General features: G+C 64.9%; 23 protein-coding genes. 16 read left to right on the forward strand and 7 right to left on the reverse strand.

All coding sequences use genetic code 11. The features are described 5' to 3' along the window. Positions 1–5: 5 nt before the first annotated feature. Positions 6–926, forward strand: coding sequence for a DMT family transporter (locus tag F0311_RS16060; RefSeq protein WP_191089985.1), 921 nt, complete (start codon positions 6–8; stop codon positions 924–926). A 570-nt stretch (positions 927–1,496) separates the two neighbouring features. Here F0311_RS16060 and qcrC read toward each other — a convergent pair. After that, positions 1,497–2,327, reverse strand: coding sequence for a cytochrome bc1 complex diheme cytochrome c subunit (qcrC, locus tag F0311_RS16065; protein ID WP_150462959.1), 831 nt, complete (start codon positions 2,325–2,327; stop codon positions 1,497–1,499). 512 nt (positions 2,328–2,839) lie between these two features. Here qcrC and F0311_RS16070 point away from each other — a divergent pair. Further along, complete coding sequence (locus F0311_RS16070) at positions 2,840–5,053, forward strand: transglycosylase domain-containing protein (protein WP_150462960.1); 2,214 nt, start codon at positions 2,840–2,842, stop codon at positions 5,051–5,053. A gap of 139 nt (positions 5,054–5,192) precedes the next feature. On the opposite strand, the gene F0311_RS16075 is transcribed toward F0311_RS16070, so the two are convergent. From F0311_RS16075 to F0311_RS16090, 4 genes are all read right to left on the reverse strand, one after another. Next, entirely contained in the window at positions 5,193–6,092 is a 900-nt protein-coding gene (locus tag F0311_RS16075) for a helix-turn-helix domain-containing protein (protein ID WP_150462961.1), read from the reverse strand. Positions 6,093–6,277: 185 nt separating this feature from the next. After that, positions 6,278–6,685 carry a carboxymuconolactone decarboxylase family protein gene (locus F0311_RS16080; protein WP_150462962.1) on the reverse strand — a complete coding sequence of 136 codons (408 nt, stop codon included), beginning with the start codon at positions 6,683–6,685 and terminating at the stop codon, positions 6,278–6,280. A gap of 109 nt (positions 6,686–6,794) precedes the next feature. After that, positions 6,795–7,634: an SDR family NAD(P)-dependent oxidoreductase gene (locus F0311_RS16085; RefSeq protein ID WP_150462963.1), complete on the reverse strand. Its 840-nt coding sequence runs from the start codon at positions 7,632–7,634 to the stop codon at positions 6,795–6,797. Beyond that, positions 7,631–8,215, reverse strand: coding sequence for a TetR/AcrR family transcriptional regulator (locus F0311_RS16090; protein ID WP_150462964.1), 585 nt, complete (start codon positions 8,213–8,215; stop codon positions 7,631–7,633). The genes F0311_RS16085 and F0311_RS16090 overlap by 4 nt, the downstream gene beginning before the upstream one ends. An 82-nt stretch (positions 8,216–8,297) precedes the next feature. Here F0311_RS16090 and F0311_RS16095 point away from each other — a divergent pair, with 82 nt between their 5' ends. The 10 genes from F0311_RS16095 to F0311_RS16140 all read left to right on the forward strand — a co-directional run bounded on the left by F0311_RS16095 (position 8,298) and on the right by F0311_RS16140 (position 17,792). Continuing rightward, positions 8,298–8,513 carry a hypothetical protein gene (locus tag F0311_RS16095; protein WP_150462965.1) on the forward strand — a complete coding sequence of 72 codons (216 nt, stop codon included), beginning with the start codon at positions 8,298–8,300 and terminating at the stop codon, positions 8,511–8,513. Between the two features lie 454 nt (positions 8,514–8,967). Continuing rightward, a complete protein-coding gene (locus tag F0311_RS16100) occupies positions 8,968–9,771 on the forward strand; it encodes a helix-turn-helix transcriptional regulator (protein ID WP_223881428.1) in 804 nt (267 codons plus the stop codon). A 239-nt stretch (positions 9,772–10,010) separates the two neighbouring features. Then, complete coding sequence (locus tag F0311_RS16105; protein WP_150462966.1) at positions 10,011–11,123, forward strand: ArdC-like ssDNA-binding domain-containing protein; 1,113 nt, start codon at positions 10,011–10,013, stop codon at positions 11,121–11,123. Further along, on the forward strand, positions 11,123–12,082 hold the full coding sequence (locus tag F0311_RS16110; RefSeq protein WP_150462967.1) for a bifunctional DNA primase/polymerase: 960 nt from the start codon (positions 11,123–11,125) through the stop codon (positions 12,080–12,082). The genes F0311_RS16105 and F0311_RS16110 overlap by 1 nt, the downstream gene beginning before the upstream one ends. Further along, positions 12,079–12,897 carry a DUF2637 domain-containing protein gene (locus F0311_RS16115; RefSeq protein WP_150462968.1) on the forward strand — a complete coding sequence of 273 codons (819 nt, stop codon included), beginning with the start codon at positions 12,079–12,081 and terminating at the stop codon, positions 12,895–12,897. Before F0311_RS16110 ends, F0311_RS16115 begins: the two co-directional genes overlap by 4 nt. After that, entirely contained in the window at positions 12,894–13,328 is a 435-nt protein-coding gene (locus F0311_RS16120) for a hypothetical protein (RefSeq protein ID WP_150462969.1), read from the forward strand. Before F0311_RS16115 ends, F0311_RS16120 begins: the two co-directional genes overlap by 4 nt. A 93-nt stretch (positions 13,329–13,421) precedes the next feature. Next, a complete protein-coding gene (locus F0311_RS16125; RefSeq protein ID WP_150462970.1) occupies positions 13,422–14,351 on the forward strand; it encodes a hypothetical protein in 930 nt (309 codons plus the stop codon). Further along, positions 14,348–15,364 carry a ParB N-terminal domain-containing protein gene (locus tag F0311_RS16130; protein WP_150462971.1) on the forward strand — a complete coding sequence of 339 codons (1,017 nt, stop codon included), beginning with the start codon at positions 14,348–14,350 and terminating at the stop codon, positions 15,362–15,364. Before F0311_RS16125 ends, F0311_RS16130 begins: the two co-directional genes overlap by 4 nt. Before the next feature lie 56 nt (positions 15,365–15,420). Next, positions 15,421–16,122, forward strand: coding sequence for a hypothetical protein (locus F0311_RS16135; RefSeq protein WP_150463017.1), 702 nt, complete (start codon positions 15,421–15,423; stop codon positions 16,120–16,122). A gap of 62 nt (positions 16,123–16,184) precedes the next feature. Next, entirely contained in the window at positions 16,185–17,792 is a 1,608-nt protein-coding gene (locus tag F0311_RS16140; RefSeq protein WP_150463018.1) for a M23 family metallopeptidase, read from the forward strand. 47 nt (positions 17,793–17,839) lie between these two features. On the opposite strand, the gene F0311_RS16145 is transcribed toward F0311_RS16140, so the two are convergent. Continuing rightward, positions 17,840–18,292 carry a protein-tyrosine phosphatase family protein gene (locus F0311_RS16145; RefSeq protein WP_150462972.1) on the reverse strand — a complete coding sequence of 151 codons (453 nt, stop codon included), beginning with the start codon at positions 18,290–18,292 and terminating at the stop codon, positions 17,840–17,842. A 112-nt stretch (positions 18,293–18,404) separates the two neighbouring features. Between F0311_RS16145 and F0311_RS16150 the strand changes: the two genes are divergently transcribed. Then, positions 18,405–18,671, forward strand: a complete 267-nt coding sequence (locus tag F0311_RS16150) for a DUF6112 family protein (protein ID WP_150463019.1) — start codon at positions 18,405–18,407, stop codon at positions 18,669–18,671. 4 nt (positions 18,672–18,675) lie between these two features. On the opposite strand, the gene F0311_RS16155 is transcribed toward F0311_RS16150, so the two are convergent. Then, on the reverse strand, positions 18,676–19,104 hold the full coding sequence (locus F0311_RS16155; protein ID WP_150462973.1) for an NUDIX domain-containing protein: 429 nt from the start codon (positions 19,102–19,104) through the stop codon (positions 18,676–18,678). Positions 19,105–19,251: 147 nt separating this feature from the next. On the opposite strand from F0311_RS16155, the gene F0311_RS16160 reads away from it, so the two are divergent. The 3 genes from F0311_RS16160 to F0311_RS16170 are packed head-to-tail and all read left to right on the forward strand — an operon-like array spanning position 19,252 to position 22,618. Continuing rightward, positions 19,252–19,524 (forward strand): DUF6112 family protein, encoded by a 273-nt coding sequence (locus tag F0311_RS16160; protein ID WP_150463020.1) that lies wholly within the window; start codon positions 19,252–19,254, stop codon positions 19,522–19,524. A 40-nt stretch (positions 19,525–19,564) separates the two neighbouring features. Further along, a complete protein-coding gene (locus F0311_RS16165) occupies positions 19,565–21,139 on the forward strand; it encodes a conjugal transfer protein TrbL (RefSeq protein ID WP_150462974.1) in 1,575 nt (524 codons plus the stop codon). 6 nt (positions 21,140–21,145) lie between these two features. Next, on the forward strand, positions 21,146–22,618 hold the full coding sequence (locus tag F0311_RS16170) for an SCO6880 family protein (protein ID WP_150462975.1): 1,473 nt from the start codon (positions 21,146–21,148) through the stop codon (positions 22,616–22,618). Position 22,619: the final 1 nt, after the last annotated feature.

Genomic DNA, 22,619 nt, shown 5'->3' on the forward strand with positions numbered 1-22,619 from the left:
GTGCTATGACCCAACAAGCGAAGAACCAAGCACCTACCCAGATATTGGCCGTGGGTGCCATCATCGGCACTGTCATCATGTGGGCCTCAGCCTTCGTCCTGGCCCGTGGAGTGGCTCCAGAGCTCTCACCGATTCCGTTGGCATTATTACGACTGGTGGCGGGGGTGGTCGTTCTCACCGTCTTACTTGCCGTCTTCCGCCGGGCTTCCCTGCATCTGCCTAACCGCAAAGCACTTATTTTCGCGGCCGTCTATGGAATTCTGTGGTTCGCTCTCTACACGGTGGTGTTCAACTGGGCACACCATTTCACTGATGCCGGGACGGTGTCCCTGCTTGTCAATGTGAACCCATTGCTGGTGGCGATAGGAGCGGCGCTGGTTTTTAACGAGCGCTTTTCTGGACGCCTTCTGGTAGGCATGATCATCTCTCTGATGGGTATAGGACTCATCACAGCAGCCGGCAGCACTGGAGAGTTGGCCGTTGCGGGGATTCTGCTGGCTTTACTGGCTGCGTTCCTCTTTGCAGGAGGTACTCTGGTGCAGAAGCTCGCACTGCGAGAAACGAACCCGTTGACTGCTACCTGGCTTGGGTGCACCGCAGGTGCTGTGTCACTGCTTCCCTTCCTCGGGCAGACCATTACCGAGGTCTCAGTCGCTTCACCCAGCACACTTATCGCTGCTCTTTACTTGGGCATAGGTCCTACCGCGCTGGCCTTCTGGTTCTGGGGCTATGCCATGACACGTTTCCCTGCAGGGCGAGTGGCAGCATGCGCACTCACTGTGCCCGCGATCGTTGTTGCCATGTCAGCGCTTTTTCTCCGCGAACTACCGCCCACACTTGCCATCATCGGAGGCGCCATTTCTCTGCTGGGTGTGGGATTTGCCCAATGGAAGCCAAGGCGACGCCCAAGAACAAGTCGAGAGTAGGGGTAGCCACGCGGAGGAAGGGGTCCTACCTTCGGCGTAGCGTCGAGGCAATCACTCCTTCTCGATCACTTGCCATATGGTTTGTAGGTGCTAGGTGGCCAGGTCACCACGGCCGCACCAGGAGAAGGGTCAGAGAAGAGCATGGAGAACAAGCCCGCTGCCGCTAGGGTCAAGGGGAACAAGAGCGACCAGGGAAACTCAAAACCCGCAAAAATGCCCTACGGGACCTAGGGCGTATCTGAGAATTATGTGAGGAGTGGGACGGGGAACGTGGAGGACATGTCTCGGGAGGTGAAAGTCACTTCGAAGATATCGGTCAAAGACCGTGTGTCGTGGGCGGGTAATCATGCGTGTGTTCAGCAAGTTCCTGAGTCCTTCAAGGTGCCCAAGTGCGGGCTTGCGGGCATGCTCGCGTAGTTGATTCTGGTCACCGGTCGCCGCACACGTTCAGTTCTTGGCTTGATCGGCCTGACAAGACAGAGCCCCCACCTAAGCCTCAGAAGACTGCTGACCGCGCCCGGCAGCAGCGGTATCAGGGTTCTCAGTCAACACGCACCTCCTCCCGTCGATTCACGAGGATCGAGAGGTCAGCCAGACCATAGCGGCAATGATCAAGGCCAGCCCGAGCGTCCAAATCAGCAACCCCTCGGAGACCGGGCCCAAGGAACCCAGTGAGAATCCTCCCGGACTTCCCTGCTCGTCCAGAGTCTCTAGGTAAGTGATGATGTCGCGGGTATCCGAGGGCGGAATATTGGCCTCATTGAACACCGGCATCCGCTGAGGCCCAGTCCGCATCGCCTCATAGATATACCTGCCCTCAACACCCTGCAGACTGGGTGCATAGGCACCTCCAGTCAGCGCACCGCCTGCTCCGGCGGCGTTGTGGCACATCGCGCAGTTGATCCGGAAAAGCTCACCGCCCCTTGCAGGGTCACCCTGATCAGTGTCCAGCCATTCCTCATCCGGCACAGCAGGCCCTGCACCCAGGGAGGCGACGTAAGCGGCGAGCTGGGCAATCTGCTCATCATTGAACACCGGGTCAGTGGCCCGTGCCTGAGGCCCACTCATCTGCATGGGCATACGCCCTGTCCCGACCTGGAAATCAACAGAGGCCGCCCCCACACCCACCAGGGACGGTGGTCCCTCCGGGGTGCCTTCGGCGTTCATGCCGTGACAGGTTGCGCAGTTGGCCACAAACAGACGTTCGCCCTCTTCAACCTGCTCAGCCGAATAACCATCAGCGACGTTTGACCCCTGGACTTGGTTGACCGTTGTCGCGGCGGCATAGAGCCCGCCGGTGAGCAGCAATCCCACCAGCAGAAGTCCCATGAACGCGAAGGGGTGTCGACGCTTCTGAGAGAGGGCATCAACGATGGACCGGTGCCTTTCCGACTGAGCCATGCTCATGACGCTATGCACCTGCACAGGAAAGAGGCAGGCCCTGTCAGTACCGGGATCACCAGCCTCTGTTTCTCAGGAGCTCCTCGACTCATTGATGAACCTGGCCGCACCGCTCGACACTGCCTGATCGAAGACGTTCACACTGAAGAGGGCCCCCTATGAAGCTTCTATAACCGAGCCGGAACCTGAAGATGTATCCCCACCAAAACCGGGTACATCGACCAGGAGACATGGGTGTGGCTTATGACCCCCACCAGTGGGCCTACCAGCATCCATGCCAGTCCCAGGGTCAGAAACCACCGGCCCGGTAGGCGGAAGAGCATCAGGGCAGTCCCCGAAAAGCGGCGCGTAGACCGGCCAGGACCACATTCGATGTGGGAGGCCCTGCCAATACCTGGATAACGAGGCTCTTCTTCCCTGACTGCCCTTCCAGATTCACTACAACCACATCTGAAGCTATTTCGGCTCACAGATGATGTCCCTCATGCCGTTTCCGGAAAGACCCCTAACCGATGAGCACCCCTCCCTCCGCGCCCCGCTATACGGCCACCACCATGGGAAAGATCCTCAGCTTCCTCGGCGTCAGCGCACTCTGCGGCGCTCTGACTGCCGGACTGCTGTTGCCGGTGGCGGCCACCGGCGGGGCAACTGCTTCTCTAGGTTCTGACATCTTGGACGAATTCCCCCCGGAGATGCGCGAGAAGCCCATCAGCGTGCCCTCGACGATCTATGCCCGTGATGGTGAAACCGAAATTGCCACTTTCTATGCGGAGAACCGCGACCCGGTGGAGCTGGAGCAGGTCGCCCCGGTCATGCAGGACGCGATCATCGCCATAGAAGATGAGCGGTTCTATGAGCACAACGGCACCGATGTGCGTGCTCTGGCCAGAGCTGCGGCGAACAATCTGACCAACGACACCCGTCAGGGTGCCTCCACCATCACTCACCAGTATGTGAGTCAGACTCTGCTCAACGCCGACTACCTGCGGGGCGCTGAGCGGCTGGTGATCTCAGGTGACACCACGACGTTTGCTGACCGGGTCCATGAGGCCAGACTTGCCATCGAAGTCGAACAAGAGATGACGAAAGAGGAGATCCTGGAAGGCTATCTGAACATCGTGTTCTTCGGAGGCAACAACTACGGGGTCGAGGCCACTGCCCAATACCTCTGGGGTGTGAGCGCCTCAGAGCTGAATCTCTCCCAAGCCGCCACCCTCGCTGGACTGGTGCAGAACCCCAACGGTTACAACCCAGCGACGAACCCCGAGGCGGCGCAGTGGCGCCGGGACGTAGTGCTCTCAGCGATGCTGCGCAACGAGATGATCACCCAGGACGAGCACGACCAGGCGGTGACCTCCGCATTAGATTTGAACATCCAGGGAGCAGACCAGGGGTGCATCTCTGCCGATTTCGCCCACTACTTCTGTGACTATGTCCAGCGCATGATCCTCACCGACGAAACCTTCGGAGACACCCCGGAAGAGCGGGAGGAGCTGCTGTTGCGCGGGGGCCTAGAAATCACCACCACTCTGGACCCCGATGCCCAGCTGGAGGCCGAGACCTCGGTCCAGGAGACGGTGCCTGCGGCAGATTCTTCCGGAGCGGTGGCCACGATAACTTCGGTCGAACCAGGCACCGGCAATGTGCTGACCATGGCGCAGTCGACCGAGTATGACCCCGATGAGGAAAACCCCGAACGCGGCAATACCACCATCAACCTCAACGTCGATTCCAGGCAGGGTGGCTCTGGAGGCTTCCCCGTAGGCTCCACACTCAAGCCATTCATCGCCGTGGCATGGCTTGAGGACGGCGGGTCAATGGATGATGTGATCGATGCCGGGATGACCGAATACGAGGATGGGGATATGTGGCAGGCCAGCTGCGTGGACGGCGGGCAGGTGCCCCTGCGGGTGGCTCAGGACGGCGCGGAGGCCACGTGGCCGATCGTCAACGTCATTGATGACCTGGAACAAGAGATGACCATCGACTTCGGCCTCTACTACTCGGTGAACACCGCCACGGTGAACACCGCTTACAACATGGACTTATGCGCCATCAACGATGTCACCGAGCGACTGGGCATCACTACTGCCACCAATGGTGAACCCATCAACTTCGTCCAGACCCCCTCAGCGGTACTGGGGGCCACTGAGCTTTCCCCGATGACCCTGGCTGAGGCCTATGCCACCTTCGCCAACGAAGGAGAACGCTGCGAACCCCGCGCAATCCTAGGCATCACGGACACCTGGGGCGACGATTACCAAGTGCCGGAGATTGAATGTGAGCAGGTGCTCGACCCCGATATCGTTGCCGAGGTCAATGACACGCTGATCAACATCGCCGAAGAGTCCATCGCCGGAGGCACTGCTCCCTTCCCGATGGCAGGGAAGACCGGCACCAGCCAGAGTGGGTCCAATACCTGGTTCGTCGGCTCCACCGAAGGGGTGACCACCACCGCGCAGATCGGCCGGTTCACTGATTCGACCAATTCATTATTCGGCTCCACCATCAACGACCAGTACTACGAAGAGTTCTACGGCTCCACTCTGGCCGCGCCGATGTGGCTGGACTACATGAACACCATCGCCGGGGAATACCCCACAGGAGATTTCCCGGAATCACCGGACTCCCCTTTCGATGACCGACGCGAATATCGGTACGCCTTCTCCCAAACCACCGGAAACAACGAGGACTCCGACGGCAACGGCAACGAGGATAACAACTGAGCGGAACTTCCCCGATGGGCTGTCCTGGGCGGCCAAGACAGCAGTCAGGTCTCGGCGGCGGAATCCTGGGCCTCTGTGCCCAAGGTCGACCCCTTGAATCTCTGGCTAGGGCCGGTGCCTATGGTAAAGCTCGACATGCTCAGTCTCTTCCGGGGGTAGACGCTTCTGAGGCAGTCTCAGCAGGCTCACTGGTCGCGACCCAGGAGGCCAAGAGGCTCAACCCATCAGCGCTCGGAGACCCTGCGGGGGCAGTGAACACGTTCAACTGCAGGCCTGGTTCCGAGGGCAGCTCCATGGATTCGAAATTCAAATCCAGACGCCCGGCCACCGGATGCCGGTAGCGTTTGAGCCCGCTGCGATGGAATCGCACATCGTGGGAGGCCCATCTTTGCCGGAATGAATCGCTGCGTGTGGAGAGTTCACCGACCAGCTGGATCAGGGCTTTGTCATAAGGGTTGCGCCCCGCTTCAAGCCGTAGCTTCGCCGCAGTATCACTGGCTACCTGTTCCCAATCAACAAAGAAATCACCCGCGGCCCGATCAAGATACACGAACCGGATGGCGTTGACTGGACGTCGTGGGTCTTCGAACAATGGCGAGTAGAGGGCGCGACCAAGCGTGTTGGCGGCGATGATGTCATACCGTCTGTTGCGGACCCATGCCGGGGTATCCGTTATCGCATCCAGTACCTGTTGAATCCCCGGTCGTACCGTGGTCTGCTCCTTGAGCCTCGAATACTGCCGTGATGGACCGGCGGCTCGTGCCAGGCTGAACAGATGATCCCGCTCAGCCTCGTCTAACTGCAATGCCTCGGCCAGGGCCAGCAGCACGTTTTCGGAGGCTCCGGAGAGATTGCCTCGCTCCAGCCTCACGTAGTAGTCCACTGAGACCCCGGCCAGCATAGCCACCTCTTCCCGGCGCAGTCCTTGGACCCGGCGGTTGCTCCCATAAGCGGGCAGACCGGCACGCTCCGGAGTGATGCGTGCACGCCGAGAGCTGAGAAATTCCTGAACCTGAGTGCGGTGATCGATATGACCCATCGCGGAGACCTCCTTCCATTCTCCATCGTAGGCAGGTCTGGCCCCTATGGGAGGCTCTGCCATGACCTGGAAGACCGATGCCCCCTACCTCAGTAGTAGGTGCCGGTCACGATTGCTCCTGCAGCACTGTGGGCTACAGTTGCTCTGGTCACGATCGGTGAAGATGACCGGCGCCGGTCCCACCATCAGGTCAGGGGTAACAGTTCCCGTTCGGTGAAGATTTTGCGCGCAACGGCTACCGCGTTGAGCGCCTTGGGAAACCCGCAATAGGGCGCGGCGTGCAGGAAAGCCTCAATGATCTGCTGAGGAGTCAGACCAACATTCAAGGACGCGCCGATATGGACTTCCAGTTGTGGTTCACAACCACCCAAGGCGGTGAGCATTCCCAGTGTGACGAGCTGTCGTTGCTGGGGTTGCAGAGCCGGCCGCGAATAAATCTCGCCGAACCCCCAGGCGACGATCTGATGGCCCAACTCGGGTGCGATGTCGGCCAACGAGTCAATGACCTTGGCCCCGGCTTCGCCGTCGATGGCATCGAGAACTTGTTTGCCTCGGGTGAACCGCTGGGCGCGTTGGTCCTCAGTATCTGTCATGGCTTCCTCCTCGATCCGGTGTATGTCAGTCGTTCTATGTCTGTCTGTCGATTGCGGTTTCCGGTGTCGCCTCGTGGTAGTTCCGTTGATCGGAGTCTGGACGGCGCTGTCAGCTCCTTGGGAGGTCCCTATCCGGCAATGCGGTGAGTTCTTCACTGATCTGCCAAAGCCTCTGCTGGTTCTCGGCGAGGTAAGCCTCTGGTCGAGCCTGGGCCTCGGTGGTGCGTTCGTAGTAGCGACCGGTGACACCGGTCAGGAATGGGTCTCCGATGAGGCGCAGGACAGCGGCGACGCCGGTGTCGAGGCTGTCGATGCTGTGGCCGACGGCGTCGAGGACCATCTTGGTGGGCATGTAGGTGCCAGGGTGGACGCTGTTGACGGTGACTTGTTGGGGGTCGAGTCGTTTCGCCAGTGCTAGGCCGTAGGTGATCAGGGCGAGCTTGGATCGCCGGTAGGCCAGTTGTCCGGTGTAGTGATGTTCCAGGGTGAGGTCATCGAAGTCCAGGGGTGCTTGCCCGATGGAGGCGATGTGGACGATGCGTGCTGGTGCTCCGGCCTTCAGGAGCGGCACCAGCCGCTGGGTGAGGGCGAAGGGTGCGAGGTAGTTGACCGCGAAACGCAGTTCGTTGCCGTCACCGGTCAGACGACGGGTGGTGCCATCGGGTTCGCCGAAGCCGACTCCGGCGTTGTTGACCAGCACGGTGAGCTTGCCTGTGTGGGCAGCGATGTCGTCTGCCAGTTGGTGGACCTGGGCAAGTTCGGACAGATCCGCACGCACGGTGTCAACCTGCGCCGGGTTCGCGCTCAGCTCTGTCCGCAGCGCTTCCAGGCGCTGGGTGCTGCGGCCGTGGAGGATGAGCCGGGTCTCGGGGTCAGCTGCCAGGGCGGTGGCTACTACTTTGCCCAGGCCATCGGTGGCCCCGGTGATGGCGATGATGCGTTCACTCATGATGCACCAGGTTGCACGATGGCAGCGGCCGCGGCCCCGGCCCATTCAGCAGCCTGGCTGCTGGGGTCGGGACCGTGGTCTGCGAGGATGAGCGCGGTCAGTTGGGGGACAGCGTTGGGCCAGGCTGCCAGGCCGATGGCTCCGAGCAGCAGCTGCGCAGCGTCTGGGTGCGGGAGCTGGAAGCGCATGGCGAAGCCGTCAACCTTCTCGCGGTACTTACCCACTCGATCAGCAGAGGCGCCTGCTGATTCTGGTGCTTCCAGTGCCTCCCAGAGCAGCAGTCGCAGGAACTCGGGATTCTCGCGGTGGTAGCGACCCACGGTCTCGACGTAGTCGGCGATCATCTGCTCCGGTGGGCCCACCTCGGGGAAGGGCACTACCTCCAGTAAGTCGTTGAGGGCTTCGGCCAGCACGGCGGAGAACAGCCCGTTCTTGCTGCCATAATAGGCATAGATGCGTTGCTTGTTCACCCCCGCCTCGGCAGCGATCCGATCGATCCGCCCTCCGGCCAGACCGGAGCGGGCGAACTCGGCCCTCCCGGCGGTCAGTAGGGCTCTCTTCGTCGCATCAGAATCGGCCATAACGGTAGTGTAGGTATCAATCCCGAGTTAAACAACCAACTCGTTGGTTGCGTAACCAACGAGTTGGTTTTATCGTGGTGTCATGTCCATTTCCGCTTCGCCTCGGGCCGCACCGTTTGCCCCCGCCGTACTGGTGGTCGACCTCTCAGCGATCGTGATGCTGTCTCCGCTCTTTGGGTCGATCCCGCTATTCGCCCCGGTGGGTGCGGGGTTCGACCTCGGTCCCGGGGCGAACGGGCTGCTGCAGAGTTCCGTCGGTGGGGCCTATGCCCAGGGGTTTGGGGCCCGAAGATGGTGATCATCGGCAGAGTCAGAGCCTCACATCGTCCTGATGGTTCCCGCTTATGGCAAGACCCAGCCTTCCCGCACCAGAGTTCGCAGCGAGGGCGCGCGCGCACGGCGCTACCTGACTACCTCGAATCCGGTGACGGCGGAATCGCGGGGGCGTATCTGATCCCGCCCCCGACCTACGACCCCGACGGACCCAGGACAGCGCGATGGCGGTCATGGGCACCGTCAGCCGATGAAAGCGCCTTCACCACCCGAGCGATCAGTTGCGCCGACTTCAGAGCCGCGGTCACCGAGACCGCCACCGGTGAGAGCATCGGAACGCGACTTATCGCCTGGCCATAACACGTCGCAGATGAGTCCATCGCAACGTGCCTGGGGGTTTTGAGCCACTGGTTGTGCGCAACTGCTCGCTGCACTGCCCTGCCGGTCCGACCACGTATGACTGCATCAAAATCATCGTGGTGCGGGACGGCTCAGCGATCATCTATTCGGAGTTCGGACAGCGCCCGGTCAGTCTCGGCGATGTCGTCTTGCTGGGCGCACATGTGCTGGCCGGGACGGAGCCAGAGGGGCAGGTCACGGTCACCACGATCTATCTCGATACCGACTATGTACTCGACCTTTTGTTCTGGCAGTACGCCGATGTCCTCCATGATCGGCTCGATGCCGTGGGGTTCGCCAAGACGGTCTACTCAGAACCGGCTCAGATTCTGAGTCTTGGTGTGGATCGTGTGGGTCTGTTGATGCCGTGGCTGGACGAGCTGGTGCGGCTGAGCGTTGACGGGGCATACACGGCGCGGTTCAACAGGATGCAGGCGCTGTGGTTCTCGATTGCTGATGTGATCGCCCCGTATGTGAAGGTCTCGCCGATGCGGCTCTCCCCGACGCAGCGAGCGCGGGCACGGCTGACTGTTCCGAGGCATCGTCGGTTCGTGCCGATGCGTGAGGAGGCCACGCGGGTACGCGATCTGCTGCGCGATGATCCGCCCCGCTCTTGGTCACTGGACGAACTCGCCGCGATGGTCCATCTGTCTCCGAAGCAATTGAGCCGAGTGTTCTCGGACGCCTTCGGACTAACTCCGCGGGCGTATCAGACTCGCCTACGAGTGGCGGAGATGGCGAGGCTGCTACGGGAGACCGACGCTCCGATCAGCGAAGCCGGGCGCGCTGCGGGGTGGCGTAGTCGCTCGCGCGCCCATGATGCGTTCAAGGAGTGCACCGGCTTGAGTCCGCGCGAGTACCGGAGTCTGAGCGAGACCCGGTGAGACGTCCGGCGATCGGACATTGACGTCCGGTCAGAACCCGGACTTTCGACGGAACGGACTTCTGGCCGGCGTCTGGTTGGTATGCCAGATAGTTCACGTCAGGCGCATCGGGGTGTTCCTGGCGGCGACGTGACCGACTGGTTTGTTCGCTGACCGTTTCTCCACACGCCTGGTTCTCCTGACGCACCTGGCAACTGTAGCGGCCCTACTGATGGGGCCGGGTTGCCAGAGGGAGGCGGATGATGGCGAGGCGATCAACGCACGAGACGCAGGCCGCACGGGAGGCCAAGCTCGATGAGCTGCACCAGCGGCTGACCGGCGCGGTTGAGCAGCTTGTGTCCGGGGATGACTGGGCGGCGGCGATGACGTTCGCCGCTCAGTTCCGCTCGCGCAGCTTCAACAACACTGTGCTGATCTTCGCAGCCCACGCCGAGGCCTTTGAACAGGGCAGGGTGCCCGAGCCGTTGCCCTCGCATGTGGCCGGCTACCGGCAGTGGCAACAGCTCGGCCGCCAGGTTGAGAAAGGCCAGCCGGGCTATCAGATTCTCGCCCCGGTGACCGGCCGGTTCGCCACCGCCACACCACAGGACGCGGACTCGTGGCGGCGCCTGGGCAAGGGTGAGAAGCCACGGGCCGGTGAGGTGGTGCGCACGCGGATGGTGGGGGTGCGCCCGGCGTATGTGTGGGACGTGACCCAGACTCAGGGTGATCCGATCCCTGAGCCTACGGCGCCGAAGCTGCTGGAGGGTGAGGCCCCGGCCGGGCTGTGGAACGGGCTCACCGAGCAGGTCCAGGCCGCGGGGTTCGAGCTGGTGTCGGTGCCGCATGAGGGCATGATCCACGGCGCCAACGGACTCACCGACTACACCGCCAAGACAGTCGCGGTCCGGCAGAACATGGACCCCGCCGCCCAGACGAAAACTCTCAGCCACGAACTGGCTCACGTCCTCATGCACGGGCCCGATGCTGAGGATGCCCGCCAGCATCGCGGGATCGGTGAGGTCGAGGCCGAGTCGGTGGCACTGATGATCGGCGCTGCACACGGAATGGACACCACCAGCTACACGATCCCGTACGTCTCGACCTGGGCGAGCCAGGTCGATGGCAAGGAACCGGCGGAGGTAGTACAGGCCACCGGGGAACGGGTGCGTAAGACCGCCTCGGAGATTCTGGACCAACTTGATACCGCTCAGGTGTCCGATGGCACCCCGCCAGGCCTGACCCGTGAGACCACGACGCGTCAAGCACCTGACCGCTCGGCTCCTTCGACTGGGCATGCGAGGCCACCCACGACACAGGTGCCCGCACGCGGGCCCGCCAGGGTGACGCAGAGCGCAGGGCGGGGGCTGTGATGGCCGAACACGGTGCGTTCACGGCCGCCGCGGAGCGGATCAGCGAGGCCTGGCCGCCGGGTGCGGCGGCTGCTGCCTATGCCCGCAATGGGGTGCCGGTGTTCCCGTGCGCCCCGGGCGGAAAGCATCCGATCACCACCCGTGGCTTCCACGACGCCACCACCAACCCCAAGCAGGTCACGGCGTGGTGGCAGCAGCATCCTCGTGCGAACATCGGCATCCCCACCGGGCAGGCGTCCGGGGTCGTGGTGGTCGATGTGGACGTCCACGGCCCCGCCGATGGCCCTCAGGCGTTCGCTCGTGCCCAGCGGGCCGGACTGGTCTCAGGGTGGGAGCTGCTGGCCCACTCTCCCTCGGGCGGGCTGCACGCCTACTTCCCGGCAGACCCGGACACTGAGCAGCGGTCGTGGCAGGCGGCGCGGGCGGGGATCGACTTCCGTGGCGAGGGCGGCTACATCATCGCCCCACCCTCACGCCGGACCGTCAACGGCACCGAGGCCTTCTACCGGATCCGGAGCATCAACACCGGCCCGGCCGGTGTGGTCGACTCGGGCCGGTTGCGTGACTTCCTCGACCCCCGCCCAACGATGCCGCGCCGACCAACGCGTGTACCGGGTCAGAGTCCAGAGGCGGACGTTGAGCGGTTGGCGGCGTGGGTGGCCCAGCGGGCTGAGGGTGAGCGGAACCGGGGCGTGTTCTGGGCCGCGTGCCGCCTAGCCGAAAACGGTCTGGCACCCTCGGAGGCGCTCGATGTGCTGGCCGCCGCCGGCGGGCAGGCCGGGCTGAGCGAGCGCGAGGTCACCCGCACCGTGCGCAGCGCCTACCGCACCGTCCACACCCCCACCACCAACACCACACCCACCGGTGACGTACAGCGCGAGGGTCCCGGTCCGGAGTACGTGCCACACCGCTCGCCCTCGAAGACTGGGCAGGTGCCGGTCTACCGGGGGCTGTCATGAACGCACCGGTAAGACGCGCCACGACCGGGCACCGGTGGGCGGTCTCCACCGCGGTGGCCGGCACTGTGGTGATCGCGCTCGGGGCGTTCTGGCTGAGCTTCACCGCGTTGGCTGATCTGGCCCAGCGCTCGGGAATCGGGGCCGGACAGGCCTGGGCCTGGCCGCTGATCGTGGACGGCATCATCGTTGTCGCCACCGTCGCGGTGGTCGCTTTGGCCGGGCAGCGGGCGGCCTGGTATCCGTGGGCGCTGCTGATCGGCGGGGCGGCGATCTCGGTGACCGCCAACGCCATCCACGCGATCGTCGCCGCCGACAGCGACGTCCCCGCCGTACTGGCCGCCGCGGTGGCCTCGGTGCCACCGGTGGTGCTGCTATCGATCACACACCTGACCGTGGTGCTGATCCAACACACCACCCCCACGACCGGCACGCGGGCACCCTCACCAGTCGCGGGGTCATCGCAGCCTCCCACCGAGCCGGTGCTTCCCGAGCCGTCTGCACCAGAGCACGCGTCGCTGCCCACAACAGAGGCCGCGCCGGAGCCGACTCAAAGCGCTGAGCCGGTCACCTCCATCGCAGGTGGCGGGGACCCGGAATCGCCACCAGCGGATAGCAGAGACGCCAATGGCGTGGTGGATCGGCGGACGCAGGCTGCCCGGTTGCGCGATGAGGGCTGGTCGAACAAGCAGATCGCCCGCGAGCTGGCGGTGCATCCCAGCACGGTCGGCCGGTGGTTCACCGCAACCGACCCACCCGAGGCATCAGACCCCGAGAAACAGAACGAGCAAACGAGCGAGAAGGAGAAGTTGTCATGAACCCACAGCCCCAACACCAGCAGCGGTCCCATCCGCACGACCCCCATGGTCCGCGCGGCCTGAACGCCCGCCGGCAACCAGTACCGGGGTCGCAGAACGGCAAGGCCAGGTCGCCGGAAGCCGCCGGTACCCCGGAGGCGGTGCAGGCTGCCCGCATCCAACGCGACCAGGCGAAGCATGCCGCCCATGAGCGGCGTGCCGGTGGTGGTGTGGCGTGGGTGCGTCCCAGTGATCTGATCGCCCGGGGTTCGGCGAGCCTGGCCGGTCGCGGGATCGACTTCGAGACTGAACTCGCCCGCAAAGCCCGCGCCCCGATGGTCGCCGGGGCCACACACCTGGGCGAACGGGCCAAGCATTTGCCGCCGCTGCAGGCTTTCGGTCGCGGTCACGCCGGCCAGTCTCCGACCCGTTCTGCGGTCGGGAGGGCATGAGGCCGGTGATGACCCATGCGACCCCAGAGCAACGACCACGAGCTCCCAGTCGTGGCAGCCGCGCGCACCTGTCTGCCAGGAGGTGCCCCAACCATGAGCACAACAAGCAACACCGCCCGAGACATCCCTGACGGTGAGGGTGGTGAGGACTTCAGCACCAGCGAGGGCCTGCGGTCTCTGCTGCATCGTCTCCACGCCGCCGGACCTGGAGCATGGACCCACGATCCGGGCGCCGCGGAGCTGATGGGCTATGCGGCGCAGAAATACGAGCCGCTGGCCAGGAAACACGGTCTGGACCCGTGGGAGGCCGCGACTGCGGCCTTCGATGTGATGCGGACCCGCGCGACTCGTGAGGCACGTGATCCGTGGGCGGTGATCACCCATGCGGTGCGGATCACGTGCATCTTCGAGGCGCGCGCCCAAGGACTGCTGTGCTCAGTCCACCAAGCCAGGCGTCCCCATGTTGCGGCGTTCCACGACCCTGAACGGTTCTCCGACCGAGAGAACCCCCTGACCGACTACCACCCGGCCTTCCACGTCACTGACGACACCCCGGCCACACGCGATGAGGACACCGATTCCCTGGCCTCGTCTCGGGCATGCACTTCGGCATCCTCGGCGATGGAGGACGCGATCGCGCTGTTCAGTCTGCTGGACTGGCCCCCGGCCACCGCACGGGCCGGGATCGAGCACGCGTGCGCGGTGTTGACCAAGACCGGGGCCCGCCAGGCCGCCTACGAAACCCTGCGCCGCGATAAGCACGCTCGGGCGTTACTGGATATCCCCGGCCGCTCGTGGTCGGCACTGTTGAAGGCGCTGCTGGGCAACCCGCACCCGGCCTATGCCGCCACCACCGCGGGGCGGGGTGTGCTGCTTCGCCTGGTGATCGGTGAGTCCCTGCCGGCGCTGCTGCGCGATGACGACCTCATCCTGACCATCTCCCTCGCCGCACCCACCACCGGGAACTACCGCCATGGGAGTCACCGCCGCGAGCCCCAGCGCGGTGGGGGTGATTCCCCATGAACGCACCGGCAGGCTACATCGAGCTGGAACGCACCATCGAAGCGATCCATGTCGGGACCAGGCACCGCACCGAGCTGGGCGACATCAACGAACTCGCCGCCTCCATCGACCGCGAAGGACTCTTGCAGCCGATCACCATCACCCCCGAAGGAGCGCTGGTGTGCGGGGCCAGGAGGTTGGCAGCGATCAAGACCCTGGGCTGGCGCAAAGTCAACGTCTGGGTCCGCTCGGGCATCTCCGACCGGCTGGGGCACCTGCTGGCCGAACAAGACGACAACGTCCTGCACAAGCCGCTCACCCAGACCGAGGCCGCCGCCCTCTACCGCGAGCTGAGGGTGTTGATGGCCGAGGACGCCGACCGCAGGAAAGCAGCAACCCAGTTCAGCTCGGAGAATCAGCCCGACGATGACGGTCCCGCAAATTTTGCGGGACCGTCACAAGCTCTCGGCGAGGCACGGCAACAGGCGGCGGCCATGATCCCTGGCGGAGCCTCGCACACCACGTTGGAGAAGATCGGCTACCTCCAGAAGATCGCCGAAGACCCAGCACAACCAGCCGAGCTACGCGAAAAGGTCACCGCCGAACTGGAGCGCATCGACGCCGGCGCCCCGGTGCATCCGGTCTACGAAGTCATCCGCACTGCGGCTGAGGCCGCCCAGGAACACCGGGAAGCGGACCTGCATCAACTCGCCGCCGAGGCCCTAACCCGGGCCAAGAACGCCAAGGCCACCAAGCGCACACCCCGCCCCGCGCGGGTGACCAATGACGACGGCGAGCCGACACGCTATCCGGTCCGGGCATTCCTCCTCACCTGGGGCGAACTGGCCCACTGGTGGACCCACTACGACGCTGACCACCTGGCGACCGAGTTAACCGAAGAGCAGATCGAGTCCTTCCTAACCACCGCTGAGGGCACCAGCAGGTTCGCCGATCAGCTCCGCACCGCCCACCACCGCAACACTCCAGACCAGGGCCAGCCCGCCCCAGTCCGGGCGCACCTACACGCCCTCTAACCATCGCCTGCACTGACCGGGCTGCCGCAGGGGTGGCGGTGGTGCACCTGGTGGGTATGAAGACTCCCGATCTTTCCCAGCCCCGTATCCGTCGGCGACTCATCGCCGCGCTGGCCGCAGGAATCATCCTGCTGCTGGTAACCGGGGTCGGTCTCTACGGGCTGATCACCGGCCCACCGGCACCCACCCCCGGCACCCACAACGACGACAGCGGCGATGTCTCGCCTGGGCCGGTGGTCACCGCACCGGATGATCCGGAGCCGAGCACGCCACCGTCTTTGTCGAGCGTGCCTGCTTCCACTGATGCTGAGACCTTCGCCCGCAACGTCGCGGAGACGCTGTTCGCTTGGGATACCGCCTCGGGGTTCATGCCCCTGGACTACACCAGCGTGATCCTCGCTGTGGGTGATCCCACCGGTGCCGAACAGGCCGGTCTGGCCTCGGACATTGCCACCTACCTCCCCGCCCAGGAGTCATGGGTCGAGTTGCGCCAATACTCCACCACCCAACACCTGAGCATCGAGAACGCATTCGTGCCCGAGGCGTGGGCTGAGGCGGTCGAGCAGACCCAGGCCGGGCAGCTACCCCCAGGTGCGATCGCCTACACGATCGAGGGCACCCGCCACCGAGACGGCATCTGGAACAACGAACCTGTTGCCTCGGAGCATGCGGTGGCGTTCACCGTGTTTATCGCCTGCCCACCGGGTGAGAGCTGCTATCTGCTGCGGCTCTCCCAGCTCGACAACCCCCTGCGCTGAGGGAACCCGGAGGTGATCTGACTGTGAAGAAGGCGCTGATCGTCCTGGTGGCCGCGGTGTTCATGCTCGGACCATCCGTCGTGCTCCTGGGAGTGGGGGTGCTGCTGAACCCCGGTGCCCGTGCCGATGCCTCCGTGTGTATCCCCGGCGAGACGGACCTGACCGTCCAGGAGATCCCCGACTCCCTGACCGCGACCACCGACAACGACGAGACCATCACCCTGACCCGACCACAGTTGAAGCACGCCGCCACCATCATCACCACCGGCGATCAGACCGAAGGCATCAACGAGCAGGGCGTGCTGGTCGCGCTGATGGCCGCCCTGACTGAATCGGATTTGCGGATGCTGTCCAACACCAGCGCCTACCCGGAGTCAGCGGAGCACCCCAATGACGGGGACGGCTCCGACCACGACTCGCTTGGCCTGTTCCAGATGCGCCCCGCCACAGGCTGGGGCACCGTCGCCGAACTCATGGACCCCGACTATCAGACCCGGGCGTTCTACGGCGGACCCGAAGGCCCCAACCACCCCGACCCACCGGGTCTGTTGGACATCGACGGCTGGGAAGACATGGACCCCGGCGAAGCCGCCCAAGCAGTGGAACGCTCCGCCTACCCGGAGAGGTATCAGAACTATCAGCCAGTCGCCGAGACCATCCTGACCACCCTCACCCGACCCACCGGCACCGGTAGCGGGGATAGCGGCACCACCTCGGCGCCTGAGACCAGCCGGGTCGTCTTCCCGCTGCCGGAGGGCACCTGGGTCAAGACCAGCGACTACGGATGGCGCACCGACCCCTTCACCGGCGAGCAGACGCTTCATGCTGGCACCGACTGGGCCGCCCCCGACGGCACACCCCTGTTCGCTGTAGCCGATGGCCGAGTCTTGTCCGCTTCCTACACCGAGGCCCGCGGCGGGGTGATCGTGCTGGAACACACCGTGGGCGCACAGACAGTCACCAGCACGTATGTGCACATGTGGGAACACGGCATCCACGTCAGCGACGGCGAGACCGTGAGCGCTGGGCAGCACATCGGCGACGTCGGCTCCTCCGGCCGCTCCACCGGACCCCACCTGCATCTGGAGATCCGCCCCGGCGGACAGGACGCCGAAACCACCGACCCCGAACAATGGCTGCTGAACCAGGATGCCGAGGGCATCACCGGCGGCGACCAGGCACCTGTCACCGAGACTGAGCCCGGCTGCGAACCCGATGCCAGCGAAGCCGGCGAACCAGAACCCTTCACCGGCGGCGACCCCGATCAGTTCGTGGATGATCCGACCACTGATGGGCAGATCACCGCCCGCACCGCCCACATCCTCCACAAAGTCCAAACAGCATTCCCCGACGCGGACTGGGTCTGCTACTCACCCCGGCCCGGTCAGGACTCCGACCACCCCCTCGGACGCGCCTGCGATGGGACCTTCGGCAACGCCATCGGCGAACCAGCTGCCGGTGATGCCCTTGAACTGGGCTGGGCAGTGACGAACTGGCTCCAAGAACACGCCGAAACACTGGGTGTGAACTATCTGATCTGGCAGGGACAAATCTGGGTCGCCCCCCGCGCCGATGAAGGATGGCGCGACTACGACGGCGGCGGCATGCACGACGCCGAATCCATCACAGGAGGCCATTACGACCATGTGCACCTCTCAGCCGCCGAGTAATCTCGGAAGTTACATCAGGTGTACGAATCCTGCATTAGATGTCAGGCTCAACGATCGGGGTCGCGCGGTGGCAATGACGCCGCTGTTGCCTCGACCCAGCGTCGTTGGCCGCGGGTCTCCACCGCACGGCGATGGTAATGGGCGCGTACCCACGCCACCGCCTCAGTTGGGGCAACACCGCTCATGGCGGCCAGCAACGCCAGCGCGGTTCCGGTGCGGCCCACCCCGGAACCACAGGCGATCTCGACCCTGTGCTCACCGGCACGGTGGTACGCCTCGGCCAGGGTCTCCACCGCCTCACCTGTGGAGGCAGGCAGACCGAAGTCACGCCATCGCACCCACTGGTAGGGCCACTGCTTCTGCTGGGGTTCACGGGCGAGCAGGTAGACCGCGAAGTCCGGTGCGGGGACCTCACCGCCGCGCCGGCGCGCTGAGGCGCCGCGGATGCGCCGGCCATCGGGCAGCTCGACCACACCCTGCTCCTCAGTCCATGCCTGCATGCTTCGACGCTAGTCACTCCCAGCCCGACTACGCGACCCCGCCCGCTCACCTCACAGACATGAATTTCGCACGCTTCAAATACTCGCCTCCGCCGGTCGGTCCGTGATGACCATGAATGTGTTCCCTGATTTCGAGGGCTTGGAAGGCATCGGTGAGCTGCGCGAGGTCATCGGCGCTCTGCTGATGTTCGTGCTGATCGTCGCGGTGCTGATGCTGATTGTCTGCGCCATCGTGTGGGCACTTGCCTCATCCAATGGTCACCACGGCGCGGCGACCAAAGCCAGGATCGGCGCCTGGGCCGCCCTGGGAGCCGCAGTCCTGGCCGGCGGTGGAGTGGCGTGGCTGAACTGGCTCATCGACCTCGGCTCCACCCTCTAGCCCGTTACCCGCCCGCGGCGCTCGTACTTGCAGGCGGGATGATGCCGGCCCGGCGCAGATACCCGGCCAGATCGTCGGTCACCGCCAGGGTGTCGATCTCCTCGGGGCTCACCCATCGGGCGTCCTCGGCGTCATCGCCAGGGACCAGAGTGCCGCCGGTGACGGTGGCGGCGAAGTCATGGATCTCATAAACCCGCCCATCCCCGACAGGCACCCGCAGCCTCCACAGCTCCCGGCCGACCTCCACAATCAGTCCAGTCTCCTCCAGCGCCTCGCGCGCTGCCGCTTCTTCCAAGGTCTCGCCGGGATCAAGGCTCCCGCCGGGCACAGACCACAAGCCACGCCCCGGCTCGCTGCCGCGCCTGATCAGCAGCACCCGCCCGGCGGCGTCAGTGATCACCGCACTGGCCGCCAACACCACCTGCCTGCTCATGTCTCCCACGCTATCCCGGACAGCGCAGTGCACCTGATGGGCGAGAACCCTCCCTATCTCGTCTCGTCTGTGAAGGAGTACCCCGCTGTGAACACTTTGACTCTCGCCCTGGAAGCCGCCACCGCCCTGAACGCGCTGGTGGTGCCGATGCAGATCGACATCAGCCCCAATGAGTCCGGCCTGCCGGGCATCTCCCAGTTGCGGACCATCGTCGGGGCGGTGATGACCATCGGGCTGATCCTCTCGGTGCTGGCGCTGATCATCTCCGCGATCGTGTGGGGCTTCGGCGCCAACAGCAGCAACCCTCACCTGGCGGGCCGGGGCAAGATCGGAGTGCTGGTCTCTTGTGGTGCGGCGATCATCTGTGGTGCCGCGGTGACGCTGATCAACTTCTTCTGGGACGTCGGCCAGCAGGTCTAACCCCACCCACCAACTCAGAATCTCTAGGGAGTGATTTGCGGTGGGTGTGTGCGATGTTCCCATCATCTCCTCGGTCTGCGATGTGGCCGGTGAAGCCGCCGCGACCCTGGTCTCGGCCCCCTTCGACTGGCTCGCATCTGCGATGGGTGCCGCCGCCGGTTGGCTCTTCGAAGCGGTCTGGTCGGTGTTCGACACCACCACCAGGGTCAACGTCACCAGTGATGAGTACATCGGGGTCTATAACGTGCTCTTCGGCGTCGCGGTGTTCATCATGCTGATCTTCTTCTGCCTGCAACTGATCACCGGGCTGATCCGCCGCGACCCCACCGCCTTATCCCGTGCAGCCCTCGGGCTCGCCAAGAGCGTGCTTGGCTCGTTTGTGGTGATCGCGATCGTTGCCCTGTTGTTGGAGATCACTGACCAACTCACCCTCGGCATCGTCCAGGCCACCGGCAACACCATGGAAGACATGGGTGAGAGGATCGCCCTGCTCGCCACCGGGTTGACCGCGGTCAATATCGCCGCTCCCGGGGTGGGGGCGATCATCACCATCTTTCTGGCCGGGCTGGCCATCAGCGCGGCGGCGATCGTGTGGTTCTCCCTGCTGATGCGCAGCGCACTGTTGCTGGTGGCGATCGTCTTCGCCCCCATCGCCCTGGCCGGCAGTAGCTGGGATGCGACCAAGGGGTGGTTCTCCAAATGGGCGGCCTTCGTCCTGGCGCTGATCTTCTCCAAGCTGGTGCTGGTGGTGATCTTCCTCGTTGCGATCACCCAGGTCTCGGCGCCCATCGAGGCGGACCTGGCCTCGATCAGCGATCCGATTGCCGGGATCGTGCTGATGTTCATCGCCGCCTTCGCCCCGTATATGACCTATAAGTTCATCAGCTTTGTCGGCTTCGACATGTACCACGCCATGAGTTCCGAGCAGGAAGCCAAGGGCGCGATGAACCGCCCTGTACCTGCCCCCAACAAGCCGGCCGGGGAGGGGCCGAAGAAGGTCCTCGACAACGACGGCGGCGGCAAACCCAGCGGCAGCCAGCCCGGCGGCGGCAGCGGTGGCAGTGGTGACGGAGGAAGCGGGGGCGACGGTGGTGGTGGTGGCGTTGGTGGGAAGAAGCCGCCGGCGCAGAAAACCGCCGCATCCCAGGCATCCAGTGGCACTGCTGGCTCGGCTGGGGCTGGTGGGGGTCAGGCCGCCGCGGGCGGCTCCGCAGGAACGAGTGCTGGCGGCGGAGCAGCAGCCAGTACAGGAGCCAGTGCAGGAGCTGGTTCCAGCGCTGGGGCCGGCGCGGGTGCCGGTGCTGCGGCTGGTCCGGGTGCGGCGGCCGTGGTCGGGGCGAAGGTCGCCAAAGACACAGCGACCGCCGGCCCCAAGGCGGGAAAGGCCGTGGGTGGCCAGGCCGAGTCGACCGCGGATTCGGCCGGTCAGACCGGCAACGCCCCAGTCCCGTCACAAGCACCTCCGCCGTCGACTCCGGCACCCAAGACGCCCTCGGCTAAACCCACCGCACCGCCGGCTGAGTCCAAGACCCCGCCGGCGGGTCCCTCACCACCGCAGCCGCGTCCACCCAAGCAACCCCCGCCACCGGCGCCGAAGCCGACCGGGAAGGAGTGACCCGCCGTGCCCACACAGCAGAACGAACACACCACGGTGTCGTCTGAGTTGGTGCCGGTGAAGTTCTCCCGCCTCACCCGCCGCGGCATCCTCCTGGGGCTCTCGCTGTCCCAGCTCATCACCCTCGCCACCGGCATCCTCTCGGTCGTGGGGGCGCTCTACACCGGTGGTGGCATCCTGCTGGCCTACACCGCCCCGGTCTGGGTGGTGGCCGCGGCCTTGACGTGGATACCCATCGCGGGGCGACCCGCGGTGGAGTGGGTGCCAGTGGCGTTCTGGTGGCTCTGGCGCACCACCGGCGGACAGCTGCTGTACCGGCACCGGGTCGTCACCCCGCGCCCGGTCGGGACCCTGGCGCTGCCGGGTGACATGGCCAGGTTGCGCGAGTACACCGACCCCGAAACGAACGCAGGCATGGTCCACGACCCCCACGCCCAGACCCTCACCGTGGTCTGCGACGTCAGCCACCCTGCGTTCGTGCTGTTGGACCCGGGTGAGCAGGAACGCCGGGTCACCTCCTGGGGACGCGTCCTGGCCACCGTCTGCCGCTCCGGACGGATCGCCACCCTCCAAGTCTTGGAGCGCACCCTGCCGGACTCAGGCACCGGCCTGGCCGAATGGTGGGCCTCCCACGGGAGCGCCGATGACACCTGGGCGGCGACCACCTACGCCGAACTGATCGCCCGGGCCGGACCCGCCGGGGAACGCCACGCCACCACGCTGAGCCTGTCGTTGGATATGAAGACGGCCGCCCGGCAGATCAAGACCGCCGGTGGCGGTATCCGTGGTGCGGCCGCCGTTCTGCGCCAAGAGATGTCGACACTGGTGGCCGCACTCCGGTCAGCCGATCTCACCCCCTCGGGATGGTTATCGCCGGGCGAGATCGCGGTGATCCTGCGCAGCGCGTATGACCCGGCGATCGCCGCGACCTTGGAACGTCACGGCGAACTCGGCCAGAACCTCGCCACCGCCGGACCGGTCGCGGTCAACGAGTCCTGGACCCGACTGCGCACCGACTCAGCCCACCACGCCGTGCTCTGGATCAGCGAGTGGCCACGCTCCATGGTCTACCCCGGATTCCTCTCACCCGTGCTGCTCTCCACCGGCATCCAACGGTCGTTCTCGCTGCTCTGCACCCCGATGCGCTCAGACCAGGCCGTCAGGGATATCCGCAAGAAGAAGGTCGAACACATCAGCGACGCCGCGCAGCGGGCGAAGATCGGCCAGATCGAAGACGCCGCCCACACCGCCGAATACCAAGACGTCCTCCAACAAGAAGCCGACCTCACCGCCGGCCACGGCGTGCTGCGCTACACCGGTCTGATCTCCGTCTCCGCACCCACGGTTGAGGAGCTGGAGGCCGGGGTCGCGGCGATCGAACAGGCCGCCATCCAAGCCTCCTGCGAAACCCGTCTCCTGGTCGGCCAGCAGGCCGCCGCGTTCACCGCCGCCGCCTTGCCGCTGTGCCGCCGCGTCTGAC

It is taken from the genome of Nesterenkonia ebinurensis (assembly GCF_008711175.1).
Classification (GTDB): Bacteria; Actinomycetota; Actinomycetes; order Actinomycetales; family Micrococcaceae; genus Nesterenkonia; species Nesterenkonia ebinurensis.